General features: G+C 60.1%; 19 protein-coding genes. 7 read left to right on the top strand and 12 right to left on the bottom strand.

The window, feature by feature from the left end; all coding sequences use genetic code 11:
• Positions 1-80: 80 nt before the first annotated feature.
• Positions 81-2,219, bottom strand: a complete 2,139-nt coding sequence (locus BQ17_RS16610; RefSeq protein WP_089728956.1) for a pentapeptide repeat-containing protein — start codon at positions 2,217-2,219, stop codon at positions 81-83.
• A gap of 959 nt (positions 2,220-3,178) precedes the next feature.
• Here BQ17_RS16610 and BQ17_RS16600 point away from each other — a divergent pair.
• Complete coding sequence (locus BQ17_RS16600) at positions 3,179-3,787, top strand: fibronectin type III domain-containing protein (RefSeq protein WP_165742006.1); 609 nt, start codon at positions 3,179-3,181, stop codon at positions 3,785-3,787.
• 364 nt (positions 3,788-4,151) lie between these two features.
• Here the strand turns inward: BQ17_RS16600 and BQ17_RS16595 are convergent, their stop codons facing one another.
• Positions 4,152-6,047, bottom strand: a complete 1,896-nt coding sequence (locus BQ17_RS16595) for a propionyl-CoA synthetase (protein WP_089728958.1) — start codon at positions 6,045-6,047, stop codon at positions 4,152-4,154.
• Positions 6,048-7,170: 1,123 nt separating this feature from the next.
• On the opposite strand from BQ17_RS16595, the gene cysS reads away from it, so the two are divergent.
• The 3 genes from cysS to BQ17_RS16580 all read left to right on the top strand — a co-directional run bounded on the left by cysS (position 7,171) and on the right by BQ17_RS16580 (position 12,046).
• Positions 7,171-8,568, top strand: a complete 1,398-nt coding sequence (gene cysS / locus BQ17_RS16590) for a cysteine--tRNA ligase (protein ID WP_089728952.1) — start codon at positions 7,171-7,173, stop codon at positions 8,566-8,568.
• 82 nt (positions 8,569-8,650) lie between these two features.
• Positions 8,651-10,456 (top strand): AAA family ATPase, encoded by a 1,806-nt coding sequence (locus tag BQ17_RS16585; protein ID WP_089728951.1) that lies wholly within the window; start codon positions 8,651-8,653, stop codon positions 10,454-10,456.
• Between the two features lie 228 nt (positions 10,457-10,684).
• Entirely contained in the window at positions 10,685-12,046 is a 1,362-nt protein-coding gene (locus BQ17_RS16580; protein ID WP_089728948.1) for an alginate O-acetyltransferase AlgX-related protein, read from the top strand.
• A gap of 147 nt (positions 12,047-12,193) precedes the next feature.
• On the opposite strand, the gene BQ17_RS16575 is transcribed toward BQ17_RS16580, so the two are convergent.
• The 9 genes from BQ17_RS16575 to BQ17_RS16535 all read right to left on the bottom strand — a co-directional run bounded on the left by BQ17_RS16575 (position 12,194) and on the right by BQ17_RS16535 (position 22,220).
• Entirely contained in the window at positions 12,194-12,829 is a 636-nt protein-coding gene (locus tag BQ17_RS16575) for an SPOR domain-containing protein (protein WP_089728946.1), read from the bottom strand.
• A gap of 1 nt (position 12,830) precedes the next feature.
• A complete protein-coding gene (argS, locus tag BQ17_RS16570) occupies positions 12,831-14,591 on the bottom strand; it encodes an arginine--tRNA ligase (protein WP_089728944.1) in 1,761 nt (586 codons plus the stop codon).
• A gap of 299 nt (positions 14,592-14,890) precedes the next feature.
• Entirely contained in the window at positions 14,891-17,107 is a 2,217-nt protein-coding gene (locus BQ17_RS16565) for a primosomal protein N' (RefSeq protein WP_089728942.1), read from the bottom strand.
• Between the two features lie 1,108 nt (positions 17,108-18,215).
• Positions 18,216-18,911: an urea ABC transporter ATP-binding subunit UrtE gene (urtE, locus tag BQ17_RS16560; protein WP_089728940.1), complete on the bottom strand. Its 696-nt coding sequence runs from the start codon at positions 18,909-18,911 to the stop codon at positions 18,216-18,218.
• A gap of 27 nt (positions 18,912-18,938) precedes the next feature.
• On the bottom strand, positions 18,939-19,151 hold the full coding sequence (locus BQ17_RS16555; RefSeq protein ID WP_089728938.1) for a hypothetical protein: 213 nt from the start codon (positions 19,149-19,151) through the stop codon (positions 18,939-18,941).
• A 28-nt stretch (positions 19,152-19,179) separates the two neighbouring features.
• Complete coding sequence (locus BQ17_RS16550; RefSeq protein WP_089728936.1) at positions 19,180-19,455, bottom strand: hypothetical protein; 276 nt, start codon at positions 19,453-19,455, stop codon at positions 19,180-19,182.
• A 156-nt stretch (positions 19,456-19,611) separates the two neighbouring features.
• Complete coding sequence (locus BQ17_RS16545) at positions 19,612-20,085, bottom strand: ferritin-like domain-containing protein (RefSeq protein WP_218068322.1); 474 nt, start codon at positions 20,083-20,085, stop codon at positions 19,612-19,614.
• A gap of 235 nt (positions 20,086-20,320) precedes the next feature.
• Complete coding sequence (locus tag BQ17_RS16540; RefSeq protein WP_089728933.1) at positions 20,321-21,088, bottom strand: Crp/Fnr family transcriptional regulator; 768 nt, start codon at positions 21,086-21,088, stop codon at positions 20,321-20,323.
• Positions 21,089-21,818: 730 nt separating this feature from the next.
• On the bottom strand, positions 21,819-22,220 hold the full coding sequence (locus BQ17_RS16535; protein ID WP_089728931.1) for an H-NS histone family protein: 402 nt from the start codon (positions 22,218-22,220) through the stop codon (positions 21,819-21,821).
• A 37-nt stretch (positions 22,221-22,257) separates the two neighbouring features.
• Between BQ17_RS16535 and BQ17_RS22080 the strand changes: the two genes are divergently transcribed.
• Entirely contained in the window at positions 22,258-22,584 is a 327-nt protein-coding gene (locus tag BQ17_RS22080) for a hypothetical protein (RefSeq protein WP_176722483.1), read from the top strand.
• On the opposite strand, the gene BQ17_RS16530 is transcribed toward BQ17_RS22080, so the two are convergent.
• A complete protein-coding gene (locus tag BQ17_RS16530; protein ID WP_089728929.1) occupies positions 22,486-22,857 on the bottom strand; it encodes an Mth938-like domain-containing protein in 372 nt (123 codons plus the stop codon). The two genes, BQ17_RS22080 and BQ17_RS16530, sit on opposite strands and share 99 nt — an antisense overlap.
• On the opposite strand from BQ17_RS16530, the gene BQ17_RS16525 reads away from it, so the two are divergent.
• Complete coding sequence (locus tag BQ17_RS16525; protein ID WP_089728927.1) at positions 22,822-23,484, top strand: hypothetical protein; 663 nt, start codon at positions 22,822-22,824, stop codon at positions 23,482-23,484. The two genes, BQ17_RS16530 and BQ17_RS16525, sit on opposite strands and share 36 nt — an antisense overlap.
• A gap of 181 nt (positions 23,485-23,665) precedes the next feature.
• Positions 23,666-24,025 carry a nucleotide pyrophosphohydrolase gene (locus tag BQ17_RS16520; protein ID WP_089728925.1) on the top strand — a complete coding sequence of 120 codons (360 nt, stop codon included), beginning with the start codon at positions 23,666-23,668 and terminating at the stop codon, positions 24,023-24,025.
• The last annotated feature ends 480 nt before the right edge of the window (positions 24,026-24,505 follow it).

The raw sequence follows: 24,505 nt of genomic DNA, 5'->3' as shown, positions 1-24,505 counted from the left end.
GCGACCAGCCAAGTTTCCGACACACTCCGCGGCGCGGAGCTTCCGCGTTCCCACGCGGCGCGTGGGAACGAGAAAAACGGTCATTGGCCTTCCTTGAGCACCTCGGCCAGCTCAGGACACTCCCCGGATTCGGCCCTGGCCCGGAGTGCCTCTGCCAACACTGGATCACCCCTGCCCAACTTCGGCTTGGCCTGCCGCCGCATCCTTTTTGCGATGTAGCGGTCGGTGCAGGCGAGCTTGGCGCGAAGCTCGGCGCGATATTTTACGTGCGCCTGCTCGAACTCGGCCTTCTTCGGCGGCGCCGGCCAATCTGCAAACAGGCCCTGCCAGTCGTGCATGACATCGAATCCCTGGAGCGGCGAGATCGCCGTCGGATTCGAGGGCAGATCGAAAGCGATGGACCAGAAGCGCTCAATGGCCCACTCGACTCGTTCACGTCCCTCCTGAGACCAGTGTTCTCCCTCCTTCTCCAGCCGGGTCTCCAGTCTCTCAACCTCTGAGAACACAGAGGATAACCCTTTCCATTCGTCGCGCGGCGAGCGCAGATCCCGCAGATCGGCGAGTGACAGCTCCGCGTCCTGGAAGCTGGTTCCGTAGACCACCGCATCCCGGAGATCCGCGCCCTGGAGCTCTGCCCTAGAGAGATCCGCGCCCTGGAGCGCTGCCTCCTGGAGATCCGCGCCCTGGAGCGCTGCCCCCATGAGAACCGCGCCCTGGAGCTGTGCCTGCCGGAGATCCGCGATCTGGAGCGCTGCCCCCCGGAGATCCGCGATCTGGAGGTCTGCCCACTGGAGATCCGCCCCCTGGAGCGCTGCCCCCCAGAGAACCGCGCCCTGGAGAACTGCCCCAGAGAGATCCGCGTTCTGGAGCTTTGCCCACTGGAGATCAGCGCCCTGCAGATTTGTCGGCTGGAAACTCCCATCCTGCAATTTCAGCATCCCGAGATTCGCGTCTTGTAGCCTCGCTCTCTCAAGCTTCGCGCGCTGCAGCTTGGCGCCCCGGAGATCCGCGCCTTGCAGATCTGCCGGCTGGAGACTCCCATCCTGCAATCTCAGCCACCCGAGCTGCGCGTTTTGCAGTCGCGCTTCCCGGAGATTCGCGCGTTGCAGTTGTGCTCCCCGGAGATTCGCGTGCTGCAGCGCTGTCCATTGGATGTCCCCATCCTGCTCCAACCGTCCGAGATCTGCGCCCTGGAGCTTTGTTCCATCAAGGTTGGCGTGCTGCAGCCTGGCGCCCCGGAGGTCTGCGTCCCAGAGATTGCTTTTGGAGAAGTCGGCATAGCGCAGATCCCGTCCGCTCAGATCCAGTGCCTCGCCGGCTTCCAGCCAGATCTCCGCCTGTCTCTTTTCTTTCTCTTTGTCATCTTTTACTACATGCTCAGCGAACAGGAGCTCCACCGGGGGTTCCTTGCGCATCAGAACCTGATCGCGCAGCTTCAGATTCCGGCGAATCCTGTCCGGCCATGGCTGGTACCCGATCAACCGTTCAATGCCACCGCCGGGCGGAACCAACAGGCCCCAGCTACCGAACAGCAGCAGGATAGTGAGCACCAAGACCCCTCCCACGCGCCAACGCTGGTGCACCTGCCAGTGCCCGGAGCGAGAGGACAAGAGCGGCCAAAAAATCCACAGCAGCAGCAGGTCCAGGGTGAGTACCAGTTGGTGATCGAAGGTGATCCATCCGTCGTGATAGCGCAGGAACATCCATTGGATGGCCACCAGCACAAGGATGGGAGTCAGCAGGATGATGAAGACTACCGCTACCTTGAATGCCCAGCGGATCAGCCCCGGATAGTGCCTGCCGATAATCAGATGGCTGAAGATCAGCGGAAAGGGCAGCTCCCGCTGGGTCCGCTCCACTTCCGGCGGCAGTGACCTGAGTTTATTGTCGAGGTTGAATAGCTTGCGGGACAGCAGATAGAACTGGTTGAGCAGATGGGCATGGAAGACCAGCACCAGCCAGGGGATGAAGATATAGAACCCGAGCAGGGGCAGCTCCACATTGAGCAAGGGCAGCTTGGCGCCGGTCTCTTTCAGGAGCTGTTCATCGGTGGTCGAGAAGACGATGACCGCCACATAGAAGGCGAACAGGAGAAAGGTGAAATAGAGCATGCGCACATGGCGCGCGGCTTCGTCCGCCGCAGTGCGCAGGACCGCCAGCTCGGCGAGGCGATCCGATTCTTCGAGTGCCCGGCGATTTTTGTCCCAGCGATGAGACATCTCATTTTATCTTTATCCATAGATTACGCAGATTTTCGCAGATTATCTTTTTCTAATCGTGGAAATCTGCATAATCCGTGAATAAATCTTTGTCCCCGCCGCCGCAGCAATCGCGGTATCCGGCGCACGCCTGACCCGTCTACGGGCTCGGGAGACCTTCCGCGGCTCGGAGCAAACCCATCGAGCGCCGGGAAGGGAGTTCAGGGGATCCATGCAGGCCTGCAGGGGTTCCGACAACACCCGCTGGGACTCAGGTAAAACCCGCTTGAAGCCTGGGTAAATTTCCGGGACACGGAGCAAGCCCGCCGAGAGCGAGAATAAATTTCTACGCTTCGGAGTAAGCCCGCCGAGCACCGGAAAGGGAGTTCAGGGGATCCATGCAGGCCTGTCGGGATTCCGACAATACCCGCCGGGACTTAAATAAAGCCCGCTCGCAGCCCAAGCAAATTTCTGAGGCCCGGAGCAAGCCCGCCGAGAGTGAAAATAAATTTCTACGCTTCGGAGTAAGCCCGCCGAGGGCCGGAAAGGGAGTTCAGGGGATCCGTGCAGGCCTGTAGGGGTTCCGACAATACCCGCCGGGACTCAGGTAAAGCCCGCTCGAAGCCCAGGTAAATTTTCGCGGCCCGGAGCAAGCCCGCTGAGAGCGAGAATAAATTTCTACGCTTCGGAGTAAGCCCGCCGAGCACCGGAAAGGGAGTTCAGGGAATCCATGCAGGCCTGCTGGGATTCCGATAATACCCGCCGGGGCTCCGATAAAACCTATCGCAGGTCGGGGAAGGCGTATTGAGCATATGGAAAGGCCCGCCGCGGGCTTGCCAAGGCTGGTCGAAAATCGGGAGAATCCCCCGCACACCTCGAGTAGCCCGCCGCGGCGGCGGGATTATTTTTATTTTTATCTTTCGCGTTCTCCGGATCCGCCGGGATGCCCGAGAACGGAACCTAATGGAGGAATAACGATCATGGCAACCTTTCCCAAGGCCGAAGCCGAGATCCAATCCCTGGCCCATGAGATCAGGACCGGGCTGCAAGGCCACCCGGACCTGTATCCGAGTCCACCGGTAACCGAAGAGGAGCTCGGCAAGGCACTCAAGGTTTATACCCGGGCCGCGGATGCCGTCACCGAGCAACAGGCGGCGGTCAGTCATGCCGTCAATGTCAAGCACGAGACCCTGGAGGCGTTGACGGATGCCATGAAGCGGATCCTGAGATACGCCGAAAATGTGACCCAGTTCGATGATGCGAGCCTGAAATTCCTGGGCTGGGGCGGACGCCGGAGTGGCACCTCACTGGAGCCGCCGGGCCAGACCCGTTCCTTGGAGACCCCGCGCCGGGGAGAAGGCTGGATCTTCCTGAACTGGAAGAAGCCGGAGGATGGCGGCAAGGTGGCGGCTTACAAGGTTCAGCGCCGGGAGGAGGGTTCGGAGGACTGGATCGATGTGGGCACGGCACTCGCAACGGAGGCGACCCTTTCCGATCAACCCAGGGGCAAGCAGTTCGTCTTCCGGGTCGTAGCCATCAACAAGGCGGGAGAGGGCGAGCCGAGTAATGGGGTCTTGGCGGTACTCTGAGAGTCGGTGTCCATCCGTGGTTCTCTTTGTTTTCTCTCGTTCCCACGCGCCGCGTGGGAACGCGGAAGCTCCACGCCGCGGAGAGAATCAGGCATATGCCCACCATTCCGTTCTTGCAATAGCTCAAGCGGTCCGCACAGCGGACCCTACCCTAACTGAACCACGGATACACACGGATTGACACGGATGGCCCTATCCGCGTCTCGGATGGCTCCATATCCGTGTCCATCGGTGTCCATCCGTGGTTCTCTTTGTCGGGACGACCGCAAGGGGTGAGGCATCCGGCGGATGGCGCAAGCTTATCCGCCCTACGCGGCTACCCGGCTGGCTCGGGTAGATGTCAACAGGACCCGGATTTCGGGTTTCACGCGTGCCTGGCGTATCCGATACCCTGCAGCGCCGTCTCGATCTCGTTCAGGATCTCGGGGTCGTCGATGGTCGCCGGCAGCTTGTAGTCCTGGCCGTCGGCGATGCGTTTCATGGTACCGCGCAGGACCTTGCCGGAGCGGGTCTTGGGCAGGCGTGCCACTACCGTTACCTGCTTGAAAGCGGCCACCGGGCCGATCTTGGCGCGTACCAAGCCGACCAGCTCGGCGAGGATTTCCGCAACCTCCCGGTCCACGCCTTCCTTGAGTACCACCATACCTACCGGCAGCTCGCCTTTGAGGGCGTCCGCCGCGCCGATGACGGCACACTCGGCCACGTCTGCATGGGAGGCCAGGACCTCCTCGATGGCGCCGGTGGAGAGTCGGTGCCCGGCCACATTGATGATGTCGTCGGTGCGGCTCATGATGAACAGATAGCCGTCTTCGTCCTTCAGGCCCGCGTCGCCGGTCAGGTAATAGCCGGGCTGGACGCTCAGATAGGCGTCGCGGTAGCGGTCGTCGTTCTGCCACAGGGTGGTCAGACAACCGGGGGGCAGGGGCAGCTTGATCATGATGCGGCCGAATTGGCCCGGTCCCTGTTCCCTCCCCTCCTCGTCCAGGATCCTCACGTCATAGCCGGGGACGGCCTTGGTAGGCGATCCGGGCTTGACCGGCAGCTGCTCGATGCCGAGGAAGTTGGCGGCGATGGCCCAGGCGGTCTCGGTCTGCCACCAGTGGTCGATCACCGGGACGGCGAGGAGCCGCTCGGCCCAGGTGAGGGTATCCGGGTCGCAGCGTTCGCCGGCCAGGAACAGGGCCCGGTAGCCGCTCAGGTCGTATTTCCCGAGGAACTCCCCGCCCGAGTCCACCCGCTTGATGGCCCGCAGGGCCGTGGGGGCGGTGAACATGACTGAGACCTGGTGTTCACTGATCACGCGCCAGAAGGCGCCGGCGTCCGGGGTCCCTACTGGCTTGCCCTCGTAGACCAGGGTGGTGCACCCATAGAGCAGGGGCGCATAGACGATGTAGGAGTGGCCCACGACCCAGCCCACGTCCGAGGCGGCCCAGAAGACCTCTCCCGGCGTCATGCCGTAGATGTGCTGCATGCTCCAGTGCATCGCCACCGCGTGTCCGCCATTGTCGTGCACCACGCCTTTGGGGGTGCCGGTGGTCCCGGAGGTATAGAGGATATAGAGGGGATCGGTGGCCGCCACCGGCACGCAGGGGTGGGGCTGGGCGCCGGCCATGGCCTCGACCCAGTCCAGATCCCGGCCCGCGACCAGGGTGCCGGGTGCCTGTTCGCGCTGCAGCAGGACGCAATGTTCCGGCTGGTGGCTGGACAGGGCGATGGCCTGATCCACCAAGGGCTTGTAGGGCACTACCCGGCCGGGCTCGATACCGCAGGAGCCGGCGACGATGACCTTGGGCCTGGCATCCTCAATGCGGGTGGCGAGCTCCCCGGACGAGAAGCCGCCGAAGACTACGGAGTGGACCGCCCCCAGGCGCGCGCAGGCGAGCATGGCAATGGGTGCCTCGGGCACCATGGGCATGTAGATGATGACCCGATCCCCCTTGGTCACCCCCAGCCCGGCCAGGACCCCGGCGAAGCGGGCGACCTCGTCCCGCAGCGCCCGGTAGCTGTAGGTGCGCTGGGTGCCGGTGACCGGGCTGTCGTAGATCAGGGCCGCCTGCTCGCCCCGCCCCGCCTCCAGGTGGCGGTCCACCGCGTTGTAGCAGGTGTTGAGCTCGCCGCCGACGAACCAGCGATAGAAGGGCGGGGTGGTGTCGTCGAGCACGCGATCCCAGGGCTTTTCCCAGTGGATCGACCGCGCCGCCTGGCCCCAGAAAGCCTCCGGATCGGCAAGCGAGCGTGAATAGACCTCGGCGTAGGACATGGTGACCTCCTCCACTTGTATTTATACCCTGTGCCGCAAAATCCAATGCCATTAAGTTAGCTGTTGGCCGCTGGTTGTAGTCGGTCGGATTAGACCTGTACCCGACGTCGAGACATCCAAACGATGTCTGAACCTGCCCGCGCCCGCCAACCGATTTGGTAAGAGAAAACGACGAAGTGCGCGAACAAGATCCCTCCCTTCGGTTCGGGATGACAATCCCTTCGGTTCGGGATGACAATCCCTTCGGTTCGGGATGACAATTTCGCGCGGATTCGCGTGATTCGTCGTTTTTCCTCTCATTTGCCAACCACAAGGCTTAACTTAATGGCATTGCTGCAAAACCCCCATACGGCGGCTATGGTTCCCCGGAAAGATCGAATATGCAAGCCCGATCCGGCGGGCCGCAGGAAAAACCACGCAGCGCGTAAATCGACTTTGGAGTGCGCCGGCAAAGCGGCGCGGCCGAATCGAACCCCAGCGCTGGGGGATACCAGCAGCCTTTACTGGGAACCTGAGCACCGGATCCCACACGCGCCGCGGCGACGGCGCTTTCCCCTAGCCGCAATGCCTTTGTCCGGAACGGGCGTGGCACCGCATCCAAAGCGGCGGGCGGGTGCTCCAGGGCCAACCCTGCGGTTACTTCGAGTACTGTGGATTCCAGCAGGTATCGGGAAAAGGCTTCTCGTCCCCACGCGCTGCGTGGGGGCGTGGAAGCTCCGCGCCGCGGAGAAGGCGGGTCGGAACAGCATCTTGCCGGCAAATTCTGGCCGGCAGGATGCCGGCGTTCCCAGCGCAGCGCATCCCGCCAAAACGCATCCCGTCACAAGCTTCCGCGGCGCGGAGCGATCAGGTTCCCATGCGGCACGTGGGAACCAGAGAAAGTTTAAACCACAGAGGACACAGAGAGCGCAGAGAATTGGCCGGTGCCTTTCTCTGTGTCCTCTGTGGTTCGAAAGGACTTTTGCGATACCCTCGGCAGGCCCGAGAAAAAACTACAAACTACGGATCGCGCAAATCAGCGCGCATCGATCCGCGAGGATACGCGCCCACCCTGCCCCGTTTTGCGACAGACCAGAGCTTTGTTACCATCCGCTGGATTCAAGGACTTTTCGTGCTTCCCAAGATGCTTCAGATCTACAACAGCCGGACCGGAAAGAAAGCGGAGTTCGTACCTATCGACCCCGGTCGGGTACGCATGTATGTATGCGGCATGACCGTCTACGACCTGTGCCATCTGGGCCACGCCCGGGTCATGGTGGTGTTCGACCTGGTCTACCGTTATCTGCGCGCGCGCGGATACGAGGTCGAGTACGTTCGCAATATCACCGACATCGACGACAAGATCATCGACCGGGCTAACGAGCGGGGGGAGTCCTGCGGCGCGCTCACGGAGCGCTTTATTGCCGCTATGCATGAGGATGCGGACGCCTTGGGCATCCTGCCGCCGACCCAGGAGCCCAGGGCCACCGCCCATATGGAGGAGATCCTGGCCATGATCCGGGTCCTGGTGGACAAGGGCCATGCCTATGTGGCCGCTAACGGCGATGTCTACTATGCGGTGGCCAGCTTTGACGGCTACGGCAGGCTCTCGGGCAAGGACCCGCGGGAGCTGCGCGCGGGGGCCCGAGTCGAGGTGGGCGAGGCCAAGCGCGATCCGCTGGATTTCGCCCTGTGGAAGGCGTCCAAGCCGGGGGAGCCGACCTGGGACTCCCCCTGGGGCGCGGGCCGGCCCGGCTGGCATATCGAATGCTCGGCCATGTCCACGGCCTGCCTCGGCAACCACTTCGATATCCACGGCGGCGGCGCGGACTTGCAGTTTCCCCACCATGAGAACGAGATCGCCCAGTCCGAGGGCGCCACCGGCGAGCCCTTTGTCAATTGCTGGATGCATAACGGCTTCGTGCGGGTGAACCAGGAGAAGATGTCCAAATCCTTGGGCAACTTCTTTACGGTGCGCGAGATCCTGTCCCGCTACCGCCCCGAGGAGGTGCGTTACTTTATCCTCACCAGCCATTACCGCAGTCCGCTCAACTATGACGATGAGCACTTGGACCATGCCCGCGCTGCACTCACCCGCTTCTATACGGCACTGCGGGGCCTACCGGAGGCAGCTCCCGCCGGTGGCGGGGGCTTCCGCGCGCGTTTCCACGCCGCCATGGACGACGATTTCAACACCCCGGAGGCCCTGGCGGTGCTGTTCGATCTAGCGCGGGAGATCAATCGGGTGCGGGCCAAGGACGTGCAATCGTCTGACCAGCAGTCGGCCGCGGCCTTGGGATCGGAGCTCAGGGCCCTCGGCGGGGTTTTGGGTATCCTCCAGGACGATCCCGAGAGCTACTTGCGCGGGGAGGGTTCCGACACCGATCTGACCGATGGACAGATCCAAGCGCTGATCGACCGGCGCGTCGCGGCCCGCCAGGTGAAGGACTGGGGCACGGCCGATCGCATCCGCGACGAGCTCCAGGCCGCCGGTATCCTGCTAGAGGACGGGACAGACGGGACCATCTGGCGGCGGGCCTGATTCCGCATCGATACCTAGGTAGTAGTAAATTTTTAAACCACTTGAAAATTACCACTACCAGCGTCTCGAAAGGCTCCCAACCATGAATCCCACGCACACGAAATTTCCCTATGGCATCGCCGATTTCCAGGCCATTCGAGAGGAAGGCTACCTCTATATCGACCGGACCGACCGCATCCGGCTTTTAGAGGAAATCGGCAAACAGATCCTTTTCCTTCGTCCCCGTCGCTTCGGCAAGAGCCTGTGGCTGTCGACCCTGGAAAACTACTATGATCTGGCGCGTAGCGAGCGCTTCGACGGAATCTTCGGGGGGCTGAAGATCGGCCCAAACCCCACGCCTCGGCACAACAGCTACGTCGTCATGGTCTGGGATTTCTCCACCGTGGATACCCAGGGGGATATCGAGTACATCCGGGGTGCACTCTACCGTCATATCAATGTCTGTATTGATGACACCCTTGCCCGTTACCCGGAGCTCGAGCGTTTTCCCCTGATCGATGACGCCATCGCCAATTTTCAGGCCCTGGTAAAGGCAATCGCTCGAGCCGACCACAAGCTCTATCTCTTCATCGACGAATACGACAGTTTCGCCAACGAGGTGTTGGTGAGCCGGTTGCGGGGGATCGACCGCTACAGGGATCTGGTGGGTGGTGAAGGGGTGCTGAAGAGCCTGTTCAAGGCTATCAAGAGCGTCGCCCGCGGCCAGGGGTTGGATCGGGTGTTCATGACCGGCGTCTCGCCGGTGGTGATGAGCGATATCAGCAGCGGCTACAACACCATACAGACCATTTCCGATTACCCGGAATACAATGATCTGTGTGGTTTCACCACCGACGAGCTGCGCGCTATCCTCGACCGGGTGGCCGCTGAATGCGGACTGTCCCCGGACCAGGCCGATGAGGCCATGGAGACCATGCGCACCTTCTATAACGGGTATTGCTTCTCGCCGAGACAGGCTTCCCCGACCCACGATTCCCTGATCTACAACCCGACTCTGGCACTCTATTTTCTCAAAGAATTGGCAATGTATTGCGAGTACCCGGCCAGGATCCTCGATAGCAACCTGGCTATGGACCGCAACCGCATCCAGTTCGTCGCCGGATTGCCCCACGGCGAGCGGCTGGTCACGCAAGCCCTGGCCGCCAATGAGGCCAACCCGGACCAGAGTATCTTCATCGACCGACCGGCCGACCGCTTCGGGGTCGAGGATATGTTAAATGCCCCCCGCGACGACACCTTCCTGGCCTCGCTGCTCTATTACCTGGGGGTACTCACCCTGGCCGGGCGCGATGAGCAGGGCAGATTGCGCCTGACCATCCCAAACCTGGTAGTGCGCAGCCTCTATGCCGAGCGCCTGTACGATGCCCTGGTGCCCGAGTACGAGGACCGAGAGACGCGGCGGGCGGCGGCGGATCGCTTCTACGCCTACGCCGATCCGGAACCCCTGTGCGATTTCATCGAACAGCGGTTCTTCAAGGTATTCGACAACCGGGATCTCCGCTGGAGCAATGAGCTCACTGTCAAGACCGCCTTTCTTACCCTGCTCTTCAACGATACCTTCTACATCATGGACTCGGAAACGGCCATCGACCGGGGTTACAGCGATTTGAGCCTCATCCTCCGCCCGGACATGCGCAAATACAAGCTCCTCGATCACCTGCTGGAATTCAAGTATCTCCCATGGAAGGCATTGGGAAGGAACAGCGAGGCGGTACGGGCTATGACCCGCGAGGAATTGCGGGAACTGTCACCTGTAGTAGAACAGCTGAAGATCGCCGGGGCGCAACTGGCCCGCTATCGGGAGACCCTGGAACGGGTCTATGGTAAAAAACTGAGACTACACACCCATGCGGTAGTCTGCATCGGACTGGAGCGGTTGGTGTGGTAAAAGTCCTTTCGAACCACAGAGGACACAGAGAACACCGAGAAGGGCACAGGCCAATTCTCTGCGTTCTCTGTGGTTTAGGGGCGTTCTCAATTAACAAATTGTCTAAGTGCTGTAGGCTGGGTTGAGGAACGAAACCCGGCTTTTCCGGTCCGCAATGCCGGGTGCTGGGTTTAGCCGTCCCTGGCCGCAACCCAGCCTACGGGCTTGTGAACAGGACCGGTTCACAGAATGACTATCGGCAAACCTACTCGGATACTCCTGCATCTGTTTACAGGCGGGATAGTGTCGCTTACGGCCATCCTGATAATGCTGAGGCAAATTCCTGGTTGGGAACCAGTGCAAACGCTGGTTCTGGCGGCTGGATCAGGGATCATTGCATTGGGCTTCGTACCTAACTTAGGGTTTGTCTCTCGTGCTTCAACGGATATCTGCCTGTCAATACTGAGCCTATTCACAATCCTTACACTCTGTGAAGGATTCTTTAGAATCATCGAGTTCGACTTTGCTCCTAGTCGGGAACGCGCCTGGCGAAAGACTCCTACCTATTACCGGAAGCCAACCGTACCAACTGGAGAGGTCTTCTTCAGGCGCCCTGGTCCACAAACCTGGACCGGTCAGGTTCGAAATACAGTCCTGATTCAAAATAACATCGAACCTAATCCCTACAACAATGAGCCCGTGATAACCGTCAAATACAATAAACTAGGATTCAGAAACCCGGATGACCTTTCGGACTGGGAGATTGCTGTAGCGGGTGACTCATTTGTTGAATTGGGTTATCTGCGATACGAAGAATTGTTCACAACGATACTCGGCAACATCCTCAATAAGAGAGTTTTGAACCTGGGCACAAGCTACACCGGCCCTCTCACTCAGTTGAGCTACCTCCGAGATTATGGTATCTCCTCAAGTACAAAGCATACTGTTATCGTTTTTTTTGAAGGTAATGATTTAGGTGGGCTTGCTAGAGAATATGAAGCGCTAACCGGCCGGCAAGCGAGTGGTCAACGTAACTATCGTGAGTTCAAAAGACAAACTTCCTTAGCGAAAGCGTTTTATGAACTACTCAGAAACTCGGTTAGATCCTGGCCCGGACCAATCGATCTTGCGAATGCTCACTTCAAATCCCCACACGGCGATATACCAGTCACACTGACGTACACGCCGCCGGCTAAATCCGAAATATCCGCAGAGAACATTCAACAGCTCAACTATTTTTTTAGCGGATACGCCAGCTTTGGAATAGAACGGCAAACTATCGGCTGGATTGCGTACATGCCAAGCAAGCGGAGAATTCTTGATGGGCAGCTTCGCTTTAATCGTCTAACAGACGAAAGGTTCAGGAGCTGGCAGCCAAGTGACCTTCCTGAATTGATCTCCGAGTTGTGTGATCAATATGGAATCAGATTCATTGACTTGACGCCGGACCTGGTTGAGGAAACCAGAAACAAGGGACATCTTGTTTATAACTCAATCTACGACACTCACCTTAACTCGGTCGGCTCTCTAGTCGTCGCGCGAGTGATGGCAAAACATCTGGCAACGCAGGGTCCACGGTCACCGGACAAGGCCCTGCAGCCGACACGGTAACCCGCGCGGCTAATCGCTACCGTTCGGAGAAGTTTGCTTACTGCATACCGCGGATCAGCGGCATTGGCGTAGATGCCACCACTCGGAGCCACGCTTTAGCCAATGGAACATGCTAATCTACGCAGGCCGTAATGCAGGCATCTTCTCTCACTTCAACCTAATGGCAATGGCCTGCAAGCCATTGCTGCTCAACAAGGCGCGAGTCTTGTTCATTTCCTGCCTGCCCCGGTACGGACCGGCGCGCACCCGATGGTAGTCCTTGCCCTTTACCGTCACCTGCTGGATGCTGGAGCGGATGCCGAGCAGAGCAAGCCTGGCCTTGAGTTGTTCCGCATCGGACGCCTTGCGTAAAGAGGCAACCTGCACCAGATAGGAGGCGCCGTCTCCGGCAGACCTTTTCGGTTTCTCCGTTTTGGCCGTCTTCCGAGGTTTGGGGGGCGTTGCCGCTCGCGATGATTCTTTTTGCTGCCGAGATTTCGGTGCGGGCCGCGGCGGGGGTGATGCGGTGCCACCCACCTCCTCGTTGGGGACTTGCACCTTCAGCTCCGGGAGGAGCCGGTGGAAGACGAAGCGGGGTTTAGCAGGCGGTTTCGCTTGAGCCTGGGCTTGGGCTCGGGGGCTCGCGGCGGCCGGCGGAGGCCTCTGGTCCTGCAGGGTCCAGGCCAGACCGACCCCGAAGGCGCCGACCACCGCGCCGGTGACGAACCAGAAGAACCCGGAGCCTCCGCGCCGGGCGTGGCGGGGCCTGGGCCTCTCCTTGGTCTTGTAGTCTCTCGTTGCCATGTCACATACTCTCCGGGGCCGATACCCCGATCAGATCGAGCCCGTTGCGCAGCACCTGTCGCACGGCCAGGATCAGTTTAATACGGGCGTCACGCAGGCCCTCATCCTCCACCAAAAACTGGTGAGCGTTGTAGTAGGTATGGAAGTCGTTGGCCAGCTCCCGTAGGTAATGAGCAAGTTGGTGGGGTTCCAGGGCGAGCGCCGCCGCCTCCACTACCTCCGGATAACGGGACAGGACCTTGAGCAGGGCCTGCTCATGAGCCGCCGTAAGCTGCTCCAGGTTGACCTCCCCCGGGCTCGGGTCCACTGCCATACCCCGTTCCGCCGCCTGGCGCAGTACGCTACAGATCCGGGCATGGGCATACTGGACATAGTAGACCGGATTATCCGCGGACTGGGACTTGGCGAGATCCAGGTCGAAATCCAGGTGCTGCTCGCAACGGCGCATGATGTAGAAGAAGCGGGCCGCGTCCCGCCCCACCTCCTTGCGCAGCTGGCGCAGGGTAACGAACTCTCCGGAACGGGTGGACATCTGGGCCCGCTCGCCCCCACGATAGAGGATAGCGAACTGCACCAGCAGCACGTCCAACCGATCGGGGTCGTCTCCCAGGGCCGCCAGGGCCGCCTTGACCCGGGGCACATAGCCGTGATGGTCTGCCCCCCAGATATCGACCACGCGCTCGAAGCCACGTTCCAGCTTGTCCAGGTGATAGGCGATGTCCGAGGTGAAATAGGTCGTCTGGCCGTTGTCGCGTACCACCACCCGGTCTTTCTGGTCCCCGAAGGCGCTGGAGCGGAACCAGAGCGCGCCGTCCCGTTCGTAGAGATGCCCGGCCGCGCGCAGACGCTCGATGGCCCGCTCGATAGCACCGCGTTCGGTCAGGGAACGCTCGGAGAACCACTCGTCATAGTCCACCCCGAACCGGGACAGGTCGTCGCGGATATCATCCAAGATATGCTTGAGTCCTCGGTCGAACACCAGCCGGTAACGATCGTCACCCAGTAAGCGGCGGGCACGTGCGATCACGGCATCGATGTGGATTTCCTTGTCGCCCCCAGCCGGCTCGTCGGGGGGCAGACCGGCGCAGACCTGGTCGCCGGCATAACGGTAGTCGTCCCCGTGCTCCTGATGCAGAGAGGCCGCGATGTCCCAAACATAGTCGCCGCGGTAGCCGTTACTCGGGAAGGGGAGGTCCTCCCCACACAGCTCCAGATAGCGCAGCCACACGGAGGTAGCCAGGATATCCATCTGTCGGCCGGCATCGTTGACGTAATACTCGCGGTGGACCCGGAAACCCACGGCCGCCAACAGATCCGCCACCACTGCGCCGTAGGCGGCACCACGGCCATGGCCCACATGCAGGGGACCGGTGGGGTTGGCGGAGACGAACTCCACCTGGACCCGTTTGCCGGCGCCGACATCGCTGCGCCCGTAGGCCGGGCCGGTCACCAGGATCTTGGGGACCCGGGCCCGGTAAGCGGCAGGGGCGAGAAAGATATTGACGAAACCGGGGCCGGCGATCTCCACCCGCTCGATCAAGGGGGACGGGGGTAGCGATTCTACCAGGCGTGCGGCCAAGTCCCGCGGCTTGGTGCGGGCCTGCTTGGCCAGAACCATTGCCGCGTTGGAGGAGAAATCGCCATGGCGCTGGTCGCGGGTGCGCTCCACCTGGACATCCAGGAGTCCGTCTCCCGGAAGGAGGCCGTCAGCAACGAGTCGCTCCAGAGCGCTGGCGAAGAGATCCTTGACTTGTTGCTTCATGGGTTCCGAAGGGGCCGAAAAGTTGATATAGAATACCAAGAAAATCGGGCAAGTGCGTATAAATTCGTTGAAATGGGATCAGGTCTTGTAATCCTGTTTGCGTGCGACTGGATTGATGCTTGGAGCGTTCGAGGCTCATAGATACTTGATGACACGCCGGCACTGACCTGGCAGACGATCAGCGCGCCTTGGTGCGTCGAACGCAACACGTCATCACCTTCAGGTTTCTTCAGGTTTTTGGAATACTTTCACTCTGGAGCGTGGCAGCCAGAGGCTGATTTGTGGGGATACCTCAGGGTTCAGAGCATCTCCTGGGGGTCCGTGTCCAGGGACCAGCGCACCCGCGAGCCGCCCTTCAGGGCCCGTACTCTGGTCAGCCAGGCCGTCAGGAACGCCTGTAGGTCCGGCCTCAGATCCGATTGCGCCAGCAGATGGGCACGGTGGCGACCACCGCGCCGCTCCATGGGCGCCGGAATAGGGCCCAAGACCGCCACCCCCTTGGCGGCCACAGCGGTCGCCTCGCCCGCGGCCCGCTCCAGAAATTTCGAGGCCGCTTGCGCATCCTGTGACTCGGCGCGCATCAGGGCCTGATGGGAAAAGGGGGGCAGCGCGGCCTGCCGGCGTTCTTCGAGGGCGGTGGCGGCAAAGGCCGGGTAGCCCTGTCGTTGCAGGCCGAGCAACAGGGGATGATCCGGATGCCTGGTCTGCAAGACGACCCGACCCGGACGCCGGGCCCGACCGGCCCGCCCCGCCACCTGGACCACCAGCTGGGCCATCCGTTCCGGGGCGCGGAAGTCAGCCCCGTAGAGCCCCTGGTCCAGTTCCAGGATCCCTACCAGGGTAACTCCGGGGAAGTGGTGCCCCTTAGCCAGCATCTGGGTCCCCAGCAGCAGGGGGATCTCCCCGCGCCGGGCCGCCCCGAGCAGGCGTTCCAGCTCACCCTTGCGGCGCGTGCTGTCGCGGTCGATCCGCGCCAAGCTAGTATCGGGAAAGAGGTCCCGTAGCTCGGCCTCCAAACGCTCGGTCCCCCACCCCAAGGGGCGCAGATCGAGCCCCTTGCAATCGGGGCAGGCCCCAGGCAGGGCGCGAGTCCAGCCGCAATGGTGGCACCAGAGGCGCTCGGTGGCGAGGTGCAGGGTGAGCCTGGCATCGCACCGGGGACACTCACTGACCCACCCGCACGTATGACAGGTCAGCACGGGGGCGAAGCCGCGCCGGTTGAGAAACAGCAGGACCTGATTCCCCTGTTCCAGCTCCTCGCGCATCAGGCGTAGTAGCACCGGCGACAGGCCCGCGCGCAGGGGTTGGGCGCGGATGTCCAAGGTCAGGAGCTCCGGCGGCAACGCACCTCCGGCCCGGCGCGGGAGCTCAAGCCGGGTGTAACGACCACTGTGGGCATTGTGCAGTGTCTCCAGGGACGGCGTGGCGGAACCCAAGACCACCGGGCAGCGGGCCTGCTGGGCCCGGCGCACGGCCAGGTCCCGCGCCGAATAGCGGAATCCGTCCTGCTGCTTGAAGGAGAGGTCGTGCTCCTCGTCCACCAGGATCAACCCCAAGCGCGGCAGGGGCACGAAGACCGCCGAGCGGGTCCCCAGCACCAAAGTGGCCTCACCGGCGGCCGCGCATCGCCAGGCCCGTTCCCGTTCGCCGGCACTCAAGGCCGAGTGCAGCGTGACCATCGGGGTATCGAGCCGCTCGGTGAGGCGTTGCAGCAGCTGCGGCGTCAGACCGATCTCCGGCACCAGCAGCAAGGCCTGTCGCCCGGCCGCGAGCAGCCTTTGCAGCAACCGGATGTAGACCTCGGTCTTACCGCTGCCGGTGACCCCCTCCAGCAGGAAGGCGCGAAAGCCCCCGAACGCGTCCCGGACCGAATCCACGGCCCGGCGCTGGTGGGGATCGAGCTCGGGTCCGGCAGCCGCTGCCCGCCCCCCGGTCCGGGGTACGGATGCAATCCGGCAGGGCTCGACCCAGCCGCGGGCGGCCAGCGCGCGCAGGGCGCCATGGCAGTCGCCAAGCCGCCGCTTGAGCTCAGCACTGCTGAGCCCCGTGTCGCTCGCCGCGAGCAAGCGAGCCACCAATGCCTGCTTGGGTGCCCGCGTCAGGCCGGCAACCCCTGCGCGCCCCTCAGGCGTGAGACACCAGCCGGGCGTTCCACTCTCTAGCGGTGGTAACGAGGGTCGGCGCAGACGGGCCGGCAGAGCGCCGAACAGGGCCTCCCCAGGGGCATGGTGATAGTACCGGGCCGCCCATAGAATGAAAGCGAGATCCGCAGCACCGAGCAGCGGGGTCGGGTCGAGCAAGGAATCCACCGGCTTGAGCCGGTCCGGGTCCTGTTCGGTCCGCGCTGCCACCTCCAGGATCATACCCAGACGCCGGCTGCGCCCAAAGGGCACCAACACGCGCATACCGGGTGCCGGGGGGTTCCCGGTCCGATCGATGGCCGGCAGGTAATCGAACACCGTGGGGACAGGCGCGTCCACGGCAACGCGCAGAATGATCAGTGGGTCGGCAGGCATCGCGCAAGTTAAGCATATCTATAAAGACGAATCTCCCCTCGAACGGTGCCAACCCCATGTTTGTTCGGAACTAAGTTCGACTGTACACAAAATCTGTGGATAACTTTGTGGAAATCTCCCTCAAGTCAGGTCTCCAGACCACATAAACACTGAGGTTTAGGTTGCTTTGATCAGCATTTTACCAACCATGGATTTATCAATAAAAACAATAGGATATCCTCATCTCCAAGATTGTCTCCAGCAGTGCCGGCGCAACTTCGCAGGCCGACTCAGCAGATTTCGCCCCCATATGATAGTTGCCTATCTGTCAGCCCTAATCATTCAGAGCCCACCTCGTCATTCCGGCAGGAATTGCCGGAGGCTCTTTATGGATTCCGGACTGCTTTGGAGTGCGCCGGCAAAGCGGTGCGGCCGCATCGAACCTCAGTTACGGGGGATACCAGCGGCGTTGGCCGGGAATCCGAGCACTTAGGTTCCACTCGCGCCGCGGCGACGGCGCTTTCCCCTGGCCGCATCACCTGTGCTGGGGACGGATACCTCGCTAAATCCAAAGCGGCAGCAGGATGGTGCCACTTGGCCAACCCCCCGCTTATGCCTGGCGCCGTAGGTTCCGGTAAGCATCGGGGTAAGGTTGCCGCCGCACTCCAAAATGTTCGGTGGTACCCTTCCATGATCCTTGGCAGTCCGGAATCCATAAAGAGCCTTGCCGGAATCCAGTGCCATGGATGACAAAAACAATAGGGGGTTGAACAACTGCGACGGCTTAACTTGATGGGAACGAACAAGATCTTCACAGAAGATTCAGCCGCCAATCAACGCCAATCAATGGGGTAGCTTTCAGACAGTCTCTATGGAAGGTCCGCCCAGCAGACCCTACCCTAACCACCGGAAAGCGAACCACGGATGAACACGGATCGACACGGATGGAGACTAATCCGTGTTTATCCGTGTCTATCCGTGGTTCGATGTCACACAAAGACACCAAGCCACAAAGAGGTATAAGGATCGAGAGAAGAACGCCAGAAAGAGCGGAGAATTCTTCGTGTCTTTGTGGCTTGGTGTGAGAAAAATCTCTCGTTCCCACGCGCTTGTTAATCGAGAACACTCCCTAGACTGTAAGGTACTCCTTAACGATCTCATCACTGAGCTCGGTCATGTCGCCCGTCGCCATCAGGCGTCCCCGATCCAGGATCAGGAAGCGGTCGGCTACCTTGCAGGCAAAGGGTAGCTTTTGTTCCACCAGGATGACCGTCAGGCCGATCTCTCGGTTCAGGTGGCGGATGATGTCGCCGATCTCTTGCACGACGTTGGGCTGGATGCCTTCGGTAGGCTCGTCCAGGATCAGCAGCTTGGGATCTATCACCAGGGCGCGGCCGATGGCGAGCTGTTGCTGTTGACCGCCGGAGAGGTCTCCGCCGCGCCGGCCAAGCATTTCCTGCAATACGGGGAATAACCCGAAGACGAGCCCGGGGATCCTTTTCTTTCCATCGGCCCGCGCCGACAAGCCGATTTGTAGGTTTTCTTCTACTGTGAGCATAGGAAATATCTGCCGGCCTTGGGGTACGTAGCCGATGCCGAGGCTGGCCCGCTTTTCCGCCGCTAACTTGGCCAGGTCTATCCCCTGGTATTCCATGGTGCCGGAGTGCAGGGGCAACAGACCCATGATGACGTTCATCAGGGTCGTCTTGCCGACCCCATTGCGGCCCATGACACAGGTGCAGCGACCCGTCGGGAACTCTATGTCCAGATCCCAGAGCGTGTGGCTCTCGCCGTAATACTGGTTGACTCGCCGGAGGCTGAGCATAATTCGGTACCGGGTCGCGACGCATCACTACCGGTCGGCGACTTCAATGGTGCGACCGTCCGCAGAGACGTTGATATCCAGCTTCTTGTCTCCCGGTTTGCCGACAAACTCGTAGCGGACCGCTTTCAGGCTGCGCGAATGGCTCGCTTCGATTCCGCAGTAGAACAGCCGTATGTCGGACAGCCCCTTAAGTAAACCACCGACTCTCCCGGTGCGACCGGAAAAGGCTCTGCCATCCATGCGGTAATACGAAACCTAGCACCTAGTCTCAAGCGCTCCACGCTTCATAGAGCCGTCGTCGGGCCTGTTCGTATGCCTGCGCTGCCTCATCGAGGCGGTTTTTCAGTCTCTCCAGGGACTCGCCCTGATCCCGTAGCGGCTTATTTCGTCCGCTGGAACCTAGCCGGCTGGTAGCCGCTGACCATTCCCGCTCAGCTACCTGCCAATCGTAGAACGCCCTCCGCTCGGCGCTATACAATTCAAGAGCGGTATCCGGTTCCGCAAGCCAATCCCATTTGGCCGCTGCTTGTGGATTGCTTTTCATGGTTTCCTCCACTCCGGTGCGGAGGTGAAAAGGATACCTCTAGGAGGGGCTACGAATTTCGCTCACGGCAGCGCGGGCGCGGCTGCGAACTCCACCAGGACAGCAATCCCCGCTGAGATATGCGGGTTAAGGTATCGTCCTGATGAGGTACCCGGGCTAATTCGCTGGTTGAACCACGTCATCATATTCGATCTCGAAGCGGAGCTTGTGCTTGGCTTCTTCCTGGGCCAGCGAAAGCAAGGTCGCCTTCACTTCCGGATCGGTGGTCTTTTCCGCCAGGTCGCTGTATAGCCTGAACGCCGCTTTTTCCCGCTTCATGGCCAGGATCAGGGCATCCTGATAACCCAACTCGGAATCGTCCGCAGCCGGCTCGACGAGATAATCGGTCATCTTCATATCCACGGTCTGCTCACCTGCCGGCTGCAGCAGCCCTTCCGCCCTGATGGCCATCAACTTTATCTTGTGACCTTCCTCTTCGCGGGCAAACCCCTCATACAATTGCCGCATTCCGGGTTTCTTCGTCTGGGCAGCCAACTGCCGATACAGATCCGCCGCCTCTTCTTCTTGGTTTATGGCATACCGCAAAACATCATCGACGGAATTCCAGGTTGCCATCTTTCCTCCCAGCATCTCGTGCGTAGACTGAAATGTGTATCGAAGACCGAAGGGTCACCAGCCGCCCCAACCAGCCATGCGAGCTAGGGGCTGTTGATATTTATTCTTAAGGGCGGGCGATTGCGAGGAATTTTTCTTAGCTGAAAGGTGCGGTGAGGAAGAATTAGCCAGCCTATTTTGACGAACCGCAACACCGTCAGCACGGAACAGGGCCGCAATCGGACCCAAGAATGATGAATGTCAACAGCCCTTAAAGCATGGGACGTTTGGTGAAGATGTTGTAGCTGTGTTTCGCCTCACAGGCCAACAGATCCACATCCGGTACGTAAAGCCTCCCCCCCTTGAGCTCCAGGAGCTTATCGTTTCTCAGGGATTTTAGGGTCCGGTTCACATGAATCTGCGTCAAACCGCAGACATCCGCGATCAATTCCTGGGTCAACGGCAAATCCACTGTCTGAATCCCTTCCGGATTCCGCTGGCGCAATCGCAACCGGTGGAAGAGATCCAACAACAGGTAGGCCACCCGCTCGCGGGCCGTTCTCCGCCCCAGGCTCACGACTTGTTCGTAGGCAACTGCCTCGTCATGCGCCGTCATCCATATCAGCCGAATCCCCAAATCCACATGTTTTCTGACCATCGTCAGGATGTTGGCGCTGGGGAACACACATAAAGCAGCGGCCGTCAGGGCCTGCGCGGAATGGATGCGTACACCGTCCCCTATATCCGCCTGAAAACCGAAAAAATCCCCCGGCAGAAGCAATCTGAGGATCTGCCGCCCCCCATCCACCAGGTTCTGATACAGATAGGCCCAACCCTCGTGTAGGGTGTAGACCTCCTTTATATCCTCACCCTGCCGAAAGATGGCGCTTCCCGGCTTCAAGCGGCGAAATTCGGTACGAAACGCCTCGGCGATGGATACCTCCTCCGGATCGAGGGGTTGGAATAACGCCAGCCTGCGTACGGGACAGTCTGCACAATGGAGCGGCGGCGCCACCTCAAAACCGGAATGTTCGTTCACGGAAAATCACCTCCGGTTCGGCATTGACCTCACGACTCTACTCGGTGTACCCGTAGCGCCGCCGATCGCGAAGTCTGCTACCTAGAGCCAACAAGCAGATATAACTACTTTATTATTTTGATATTTTTTAGCTGACGTCGCGATTTTCCAGAACCAAGCTTGTCGTATTCGCTCGGAGCCTACCGTATAAAGGCTGGAATATTCAACTACAGGGAAAACTACGAATAGGTCTCGGTAGGCGGCTGGACGCGGTCAACATCCCGGACCCGGACGTTGCGGTGGTGACCACCATCAGCATAGACCCCACCGCACGATGCGATGACACCCTGGATTAGACTGTCGCGAAGACAGACGATCTCAGACCGGCGCAAAGCCGTTTATAAGGCGGCACAGCAACTGCCTCCGGCGCGATAGGCGGCTATGCCGGAAAGTGGCAACCCCTTGGGCTATGCGCGAATGCCGTAGATACCACCCGTAGGTTCACGGGTGGTATCTACGTGCAAAATTGACGTCTGTATCGCGCTGCGTCCAACCCCAGTGCTTTCGGACAGTGCGGCGATGTGGACAAGGGGGCGATTCCAAAAACGCGGTGGGGCTGGGCGCCCGCTTTTACGCCGTGAATCGCTGAGGGGATTGCAGCTGGGGAGATTGCGAAGCTCATAACCGGAAAATGGTGACCGAATCGAAGACGAGCACCAAGCCAGGAAAGCAAATAGAGCAAATGCGCGGCTTAACCTTCTAAGATGCGCAAAGAATTTGCCTTGAAGGCCTCTCGGTCCGGTTTGGAGTTGGGATCATAGCCTTGATCCTGCATTTTCTGTTTCATCCAACCCGGAATGACCCCGCGAACATAGATGTTCTCCGGATTATCCGGATCGAAATACTGCTTGTATTGCCGCGAACCCCCCGTCTTGGTACCGGCCTTACGCCTCTGGCCCTTTGGACCAAATTGGGAAATGATCTCGGTAGTTTCGAACCCCTGGTCCTGAATAAGGTCTTTGATTTGCTGCACCAGATCGAGTTTTGCCTGTTGATGGCGCTGCACCAATGCCCGTTCCAAGTCATCTCGATTCTGGGCCAGCTCTCTCAACTGCTGCTGGATCTCATCAACGCTCAGGTTTTCAACCCCCACTTTAGCACCTCCTAAAACTGGGTTATTTTCGGTTACGATGTTAACGGCTGAAATGGATCTCAGAGCCGAGATCCTTATATATAATTTATTGCTCAAGCCCGAAAGTCAAGACTTATTTCCGAAAAAAGTCCAATATGGATTACCGCAACTCGGTGACATTGTGAATGAGCTTGCATTCCAAGACCGAATCAAAGTCGGCATGATCGACACGATGACCGAACTGTCTGTGCAATGGCCGAGCCGGTTAGAACGGATTCGCCATGCCTCAGCACATCATAAGGCCAGCGGCTACCTTACGGCCCTCAGACACCAGAATGTTATAGGTACGGCAGGCGGCACCCGTGTCCATGATATCGACCCCTAAGCCCCGCTGCAGCACGGTGAGGTAGGTGTTTGGGTCGGGAAAGACCTGGTGCTTTCCGGTGCCGACGATTATGATTTGGGGATCAAGCGCGAGCAGAGCCTCAAAATGTTCCGCGGCCAGGTCTATCGCGTTCTCAGGTCCCCAGTCGCTGTCAATACGCTCTGGACTGATGATCAGCCCACGCGTGTAGATTCGGCCACCGATAAGGATCCGGCCCGGACCATAGCCGAGGATCAGATGACCGCCATCGCTATCTGCTGCGGAGAACTTCATATTGGCAAGATAACCGACGGACAGGCGACAAACAAGGACCCTTGCCGAACGATTATGAACCTTGTTCGAACCATAACGCTGGTAATAGTCATCGCTTTTGCCGGCATAACCAAGGCGGAAGAGGCGTTATCGCCCTTGGTAGCATCCCCGGCCGGACCCCGAGCCGAGGTTGCCGAGGATTGGTCGCAGACCTATCTGTTCCCGGAACCGGCTTTGCGCGCCCAAATCGAACGCACTCGGCTATTCCTGGACACTCAGGTAGAGGGGCTGAACGGCGAGCTCTCCCGATTAAGGACCGAGGGGCTTCTCGATCGGCGCAGCGCTTCGAAAATTCGTAGTGCACTGGAGCATATTCGCGGCTCGATTTCCCGCATGGCCGAAGCTATCGAGGCAAACAAAAAGATCGATGGTCGAGCCGCCCGCATGGTCTCCTATGAACTGGGTATGGCGGCAGACACGCTTGCACAGCAGGTGAATAAGATCGACACAGATCCCGATAACCACGACAACGCAGTCAAGGGTGTCTCACTGGAGACAGCTCAACTCCGGTATCCGGCAAGGACCCTTAGCGAGTGCAGCAAGCTTGTAAAAGAGACCGCACACGCGATCGTACGCCACCTCAAATAGCACTTGGATGCGGCGATCTCAAGGCCGGCCACGGGGTGGCACAAATGAAGCGTAATTGTTCGGACCCCCACTGTCTTTGCCGTCCGTGGCGCTTGGATTCCGGCACCACTTACCGGAATGACGAGGTGGGGCTGAACGATTACAGGAAGCGGTATGACCAGCAAGCGAGGAGCCTGGGAGTATGCCTGAAGACAGTCTGGAGCGGTTGAACCACCGCCTCTTGAACTTCGCGCGGGAGCGCAATTGGGAGCGGTTTCATTCTCCGAAGAACCTGGCGATGGCCCTGGCGGGGGAATGCGGCGAGTTGCTTGAGCACTTCCAGTGGTTGACCGAAGCGCAAAGTGCCTCTCTCGCCCCCGAGAAGAAACAGGAAGTCGCCTATGAGATGGCCGACATCCTGATCTATCTGGTTCGCCTATCCGAACGTTTGGACCTGGACCTGCTCGCTGCCGCGGAGGCCAAGATTGCCATAAACGAGCAACGCTATCCGGCGCATAAGGTTTATGGGGATGCCCGGCGCGCGACCGAATACCAGGATTGAGCAGCAATCTTGGATTATTTGGCGTTGTTTGGGGGATCGGACTTACCCCCCAATGCCGTTAAGTTAAGTTTTGTAGGTCGGGTTAGGCGCGCCTTGCGAGGCGAGTGTAGGTAATCCGGGTTGAACGCGCCGTAACCCGACATCTGAGGTTGGCCTGTAGCATTGTGTGTCGGGTTACGGCGCGCTCAAAGCCTGTCCCCCAACCGAACACACGAAGCACGCGCCTAACCCGACCTACCGCGGCCAGCTAACTTAATGGCATTGACTTACCCCTGGGCTCAAGGGACCAGCCCCAAATGAACGCAAATCGGCATTCAGGTTTTACCCGATAGCCGGAAGGGCCAACGAAATATCGGTAGTCCCGAGAGCCGACAACATGTCGGCGATCCCAGGGGCCGACAGAATGTCGGCGGTCCCGGGCCGGCTGGGACCGCCGTCTTTCAGACGGCTTACGGACCCCATGACCAGCTGTCGGCAACG

Origin of the sequence: Candidatus Thiosymbion oneisti (assembly GCF_900092655.1) — a bacterium.
GTDB classification, from domain to species: Bacteria; Pseudomonadota; Gammaproteobacteria; order Chromatiales; family Chromatiaceae; genus Thiosymbion; species Thiosymbion oneisti.
The sequence above is the reverse complement of the archived record's forward strand: the minus strand, read 5'-3'. Positions and strand labels throughout refer to the sequence as shown.

Coding starts and splice junctions, on each gene's coding strand:
- BQ17_RS16610 (WP_089728956.1), bottom strand. CDS start 2,219: ATGTCTCATCGCTGGGACAAAAATCGCCGGGCACTCGAAGAATCGGAT.
- BQ17_RS16600 (WP_165742006.1), top strand. CDS start 3,179: ATGGCAACCTTTCCCAAGGCCGAAGCCGAGATCCAATCCCTGGCCCAT.
- BQ17_RS16595 (WP_089728958.1), bottom strand. CDS start 6,047: ATGTCCTACGCCGAGGTCTATTCACGCTCGCTTGCCGATCCGGAGGCT.
- cysS (WP_089728952.1), top strand. CDS start 7,171: ATGCTTCAGATCTACAACAGCCGGACCGGAAAGAAAGCGGAGTTCGTA.
- BQ17_RS16585 (WP_089728951.1), top strand. CDS start 8,651: ATGAATCCCACGCACACGAAATTTCCCTATGGCATCGCCGATTTCCAG.
- BQ17_RS16580 (WP_089728948.1), top strand. CDS start 10,685: ATGACTATCGGCAAACCTACTCGGATACTCCTGCATCTGTTTACAGGC.
- BQ17_RS16575 (WP_089728946.1), bottom strand. CDS start 12,829: ATGGCAACGAGAGACTACAAGACCAAGGAGAGGCCCAGGCCCCGCCAC.
- argS (WP_089728944.1), bottom strand. CDS start 14,591: ATGAAGCAACAAGTCAAGGATCTCTTCGCCAGCGCTCTGGAGCGACTC.
- BQ17_RS16565 (WP_089728942.1), bottom strand. CDS start 17,107: ATGCCTGCCGACCCACTGATCATTCTGCGCGTTGCCGTGGACGCGCCT.
- urtE (WP_089728940.1), bottom strand. CDS start 18,911: ATGCTCAGCCTCCGGCGAGTCAACCAGTATTACGGCGAGAGCCACACG.
- BQ17_RS16555 (WP_089728938.1), bottom strand. CDS start 19,151: ATGGATGGCAGAGCCTTTTCCGGTCGCACCGGGAGAGTCGGTGGTTTA.
- BQ17_RS16550 (WP_089728936.1), bottom strand. CDS start 19,455: ATGAAAAGCAATCCACAAGCAGCGGCCAAATGGGATTGGCTTGCGGAA.
- BQ17_RS16545 (WP_218068322.1), bottom strand. CDS start 20,085: ATGCTGGGAGGAAAGATGGCAACCTGGAATTCCGTCGATGATGTTTTG.
- BQ17_RS22080 (WP_176722483.1), top strand. CDS start 22,258: ATGTTAACGGCTGAAATGGATCTCAGAGCCGAGATCCTTATATATAAT.
- BQ17_RS16525 (WP_089728927.1), top strand. CDS start 22,822: ATGACCGCCATCGCTATCTGCTGCGGAGAACTTCATATTGGCAAGATA.
- BQ17_RS16530 (WP_089728929.1), bottom strand. CDS start 22,857: ATGAAGTTCTCCGCAGCAGATAGCGATGGCGGTCATCTGATCCTCGGC.
- BQ17_RS16520 (WP_089728925.1), top strand. CDS start 23,666: ATGCCTGAAGACAGTCTGGAGCGGTTGAACCACCGCCTCTTGAACTTC.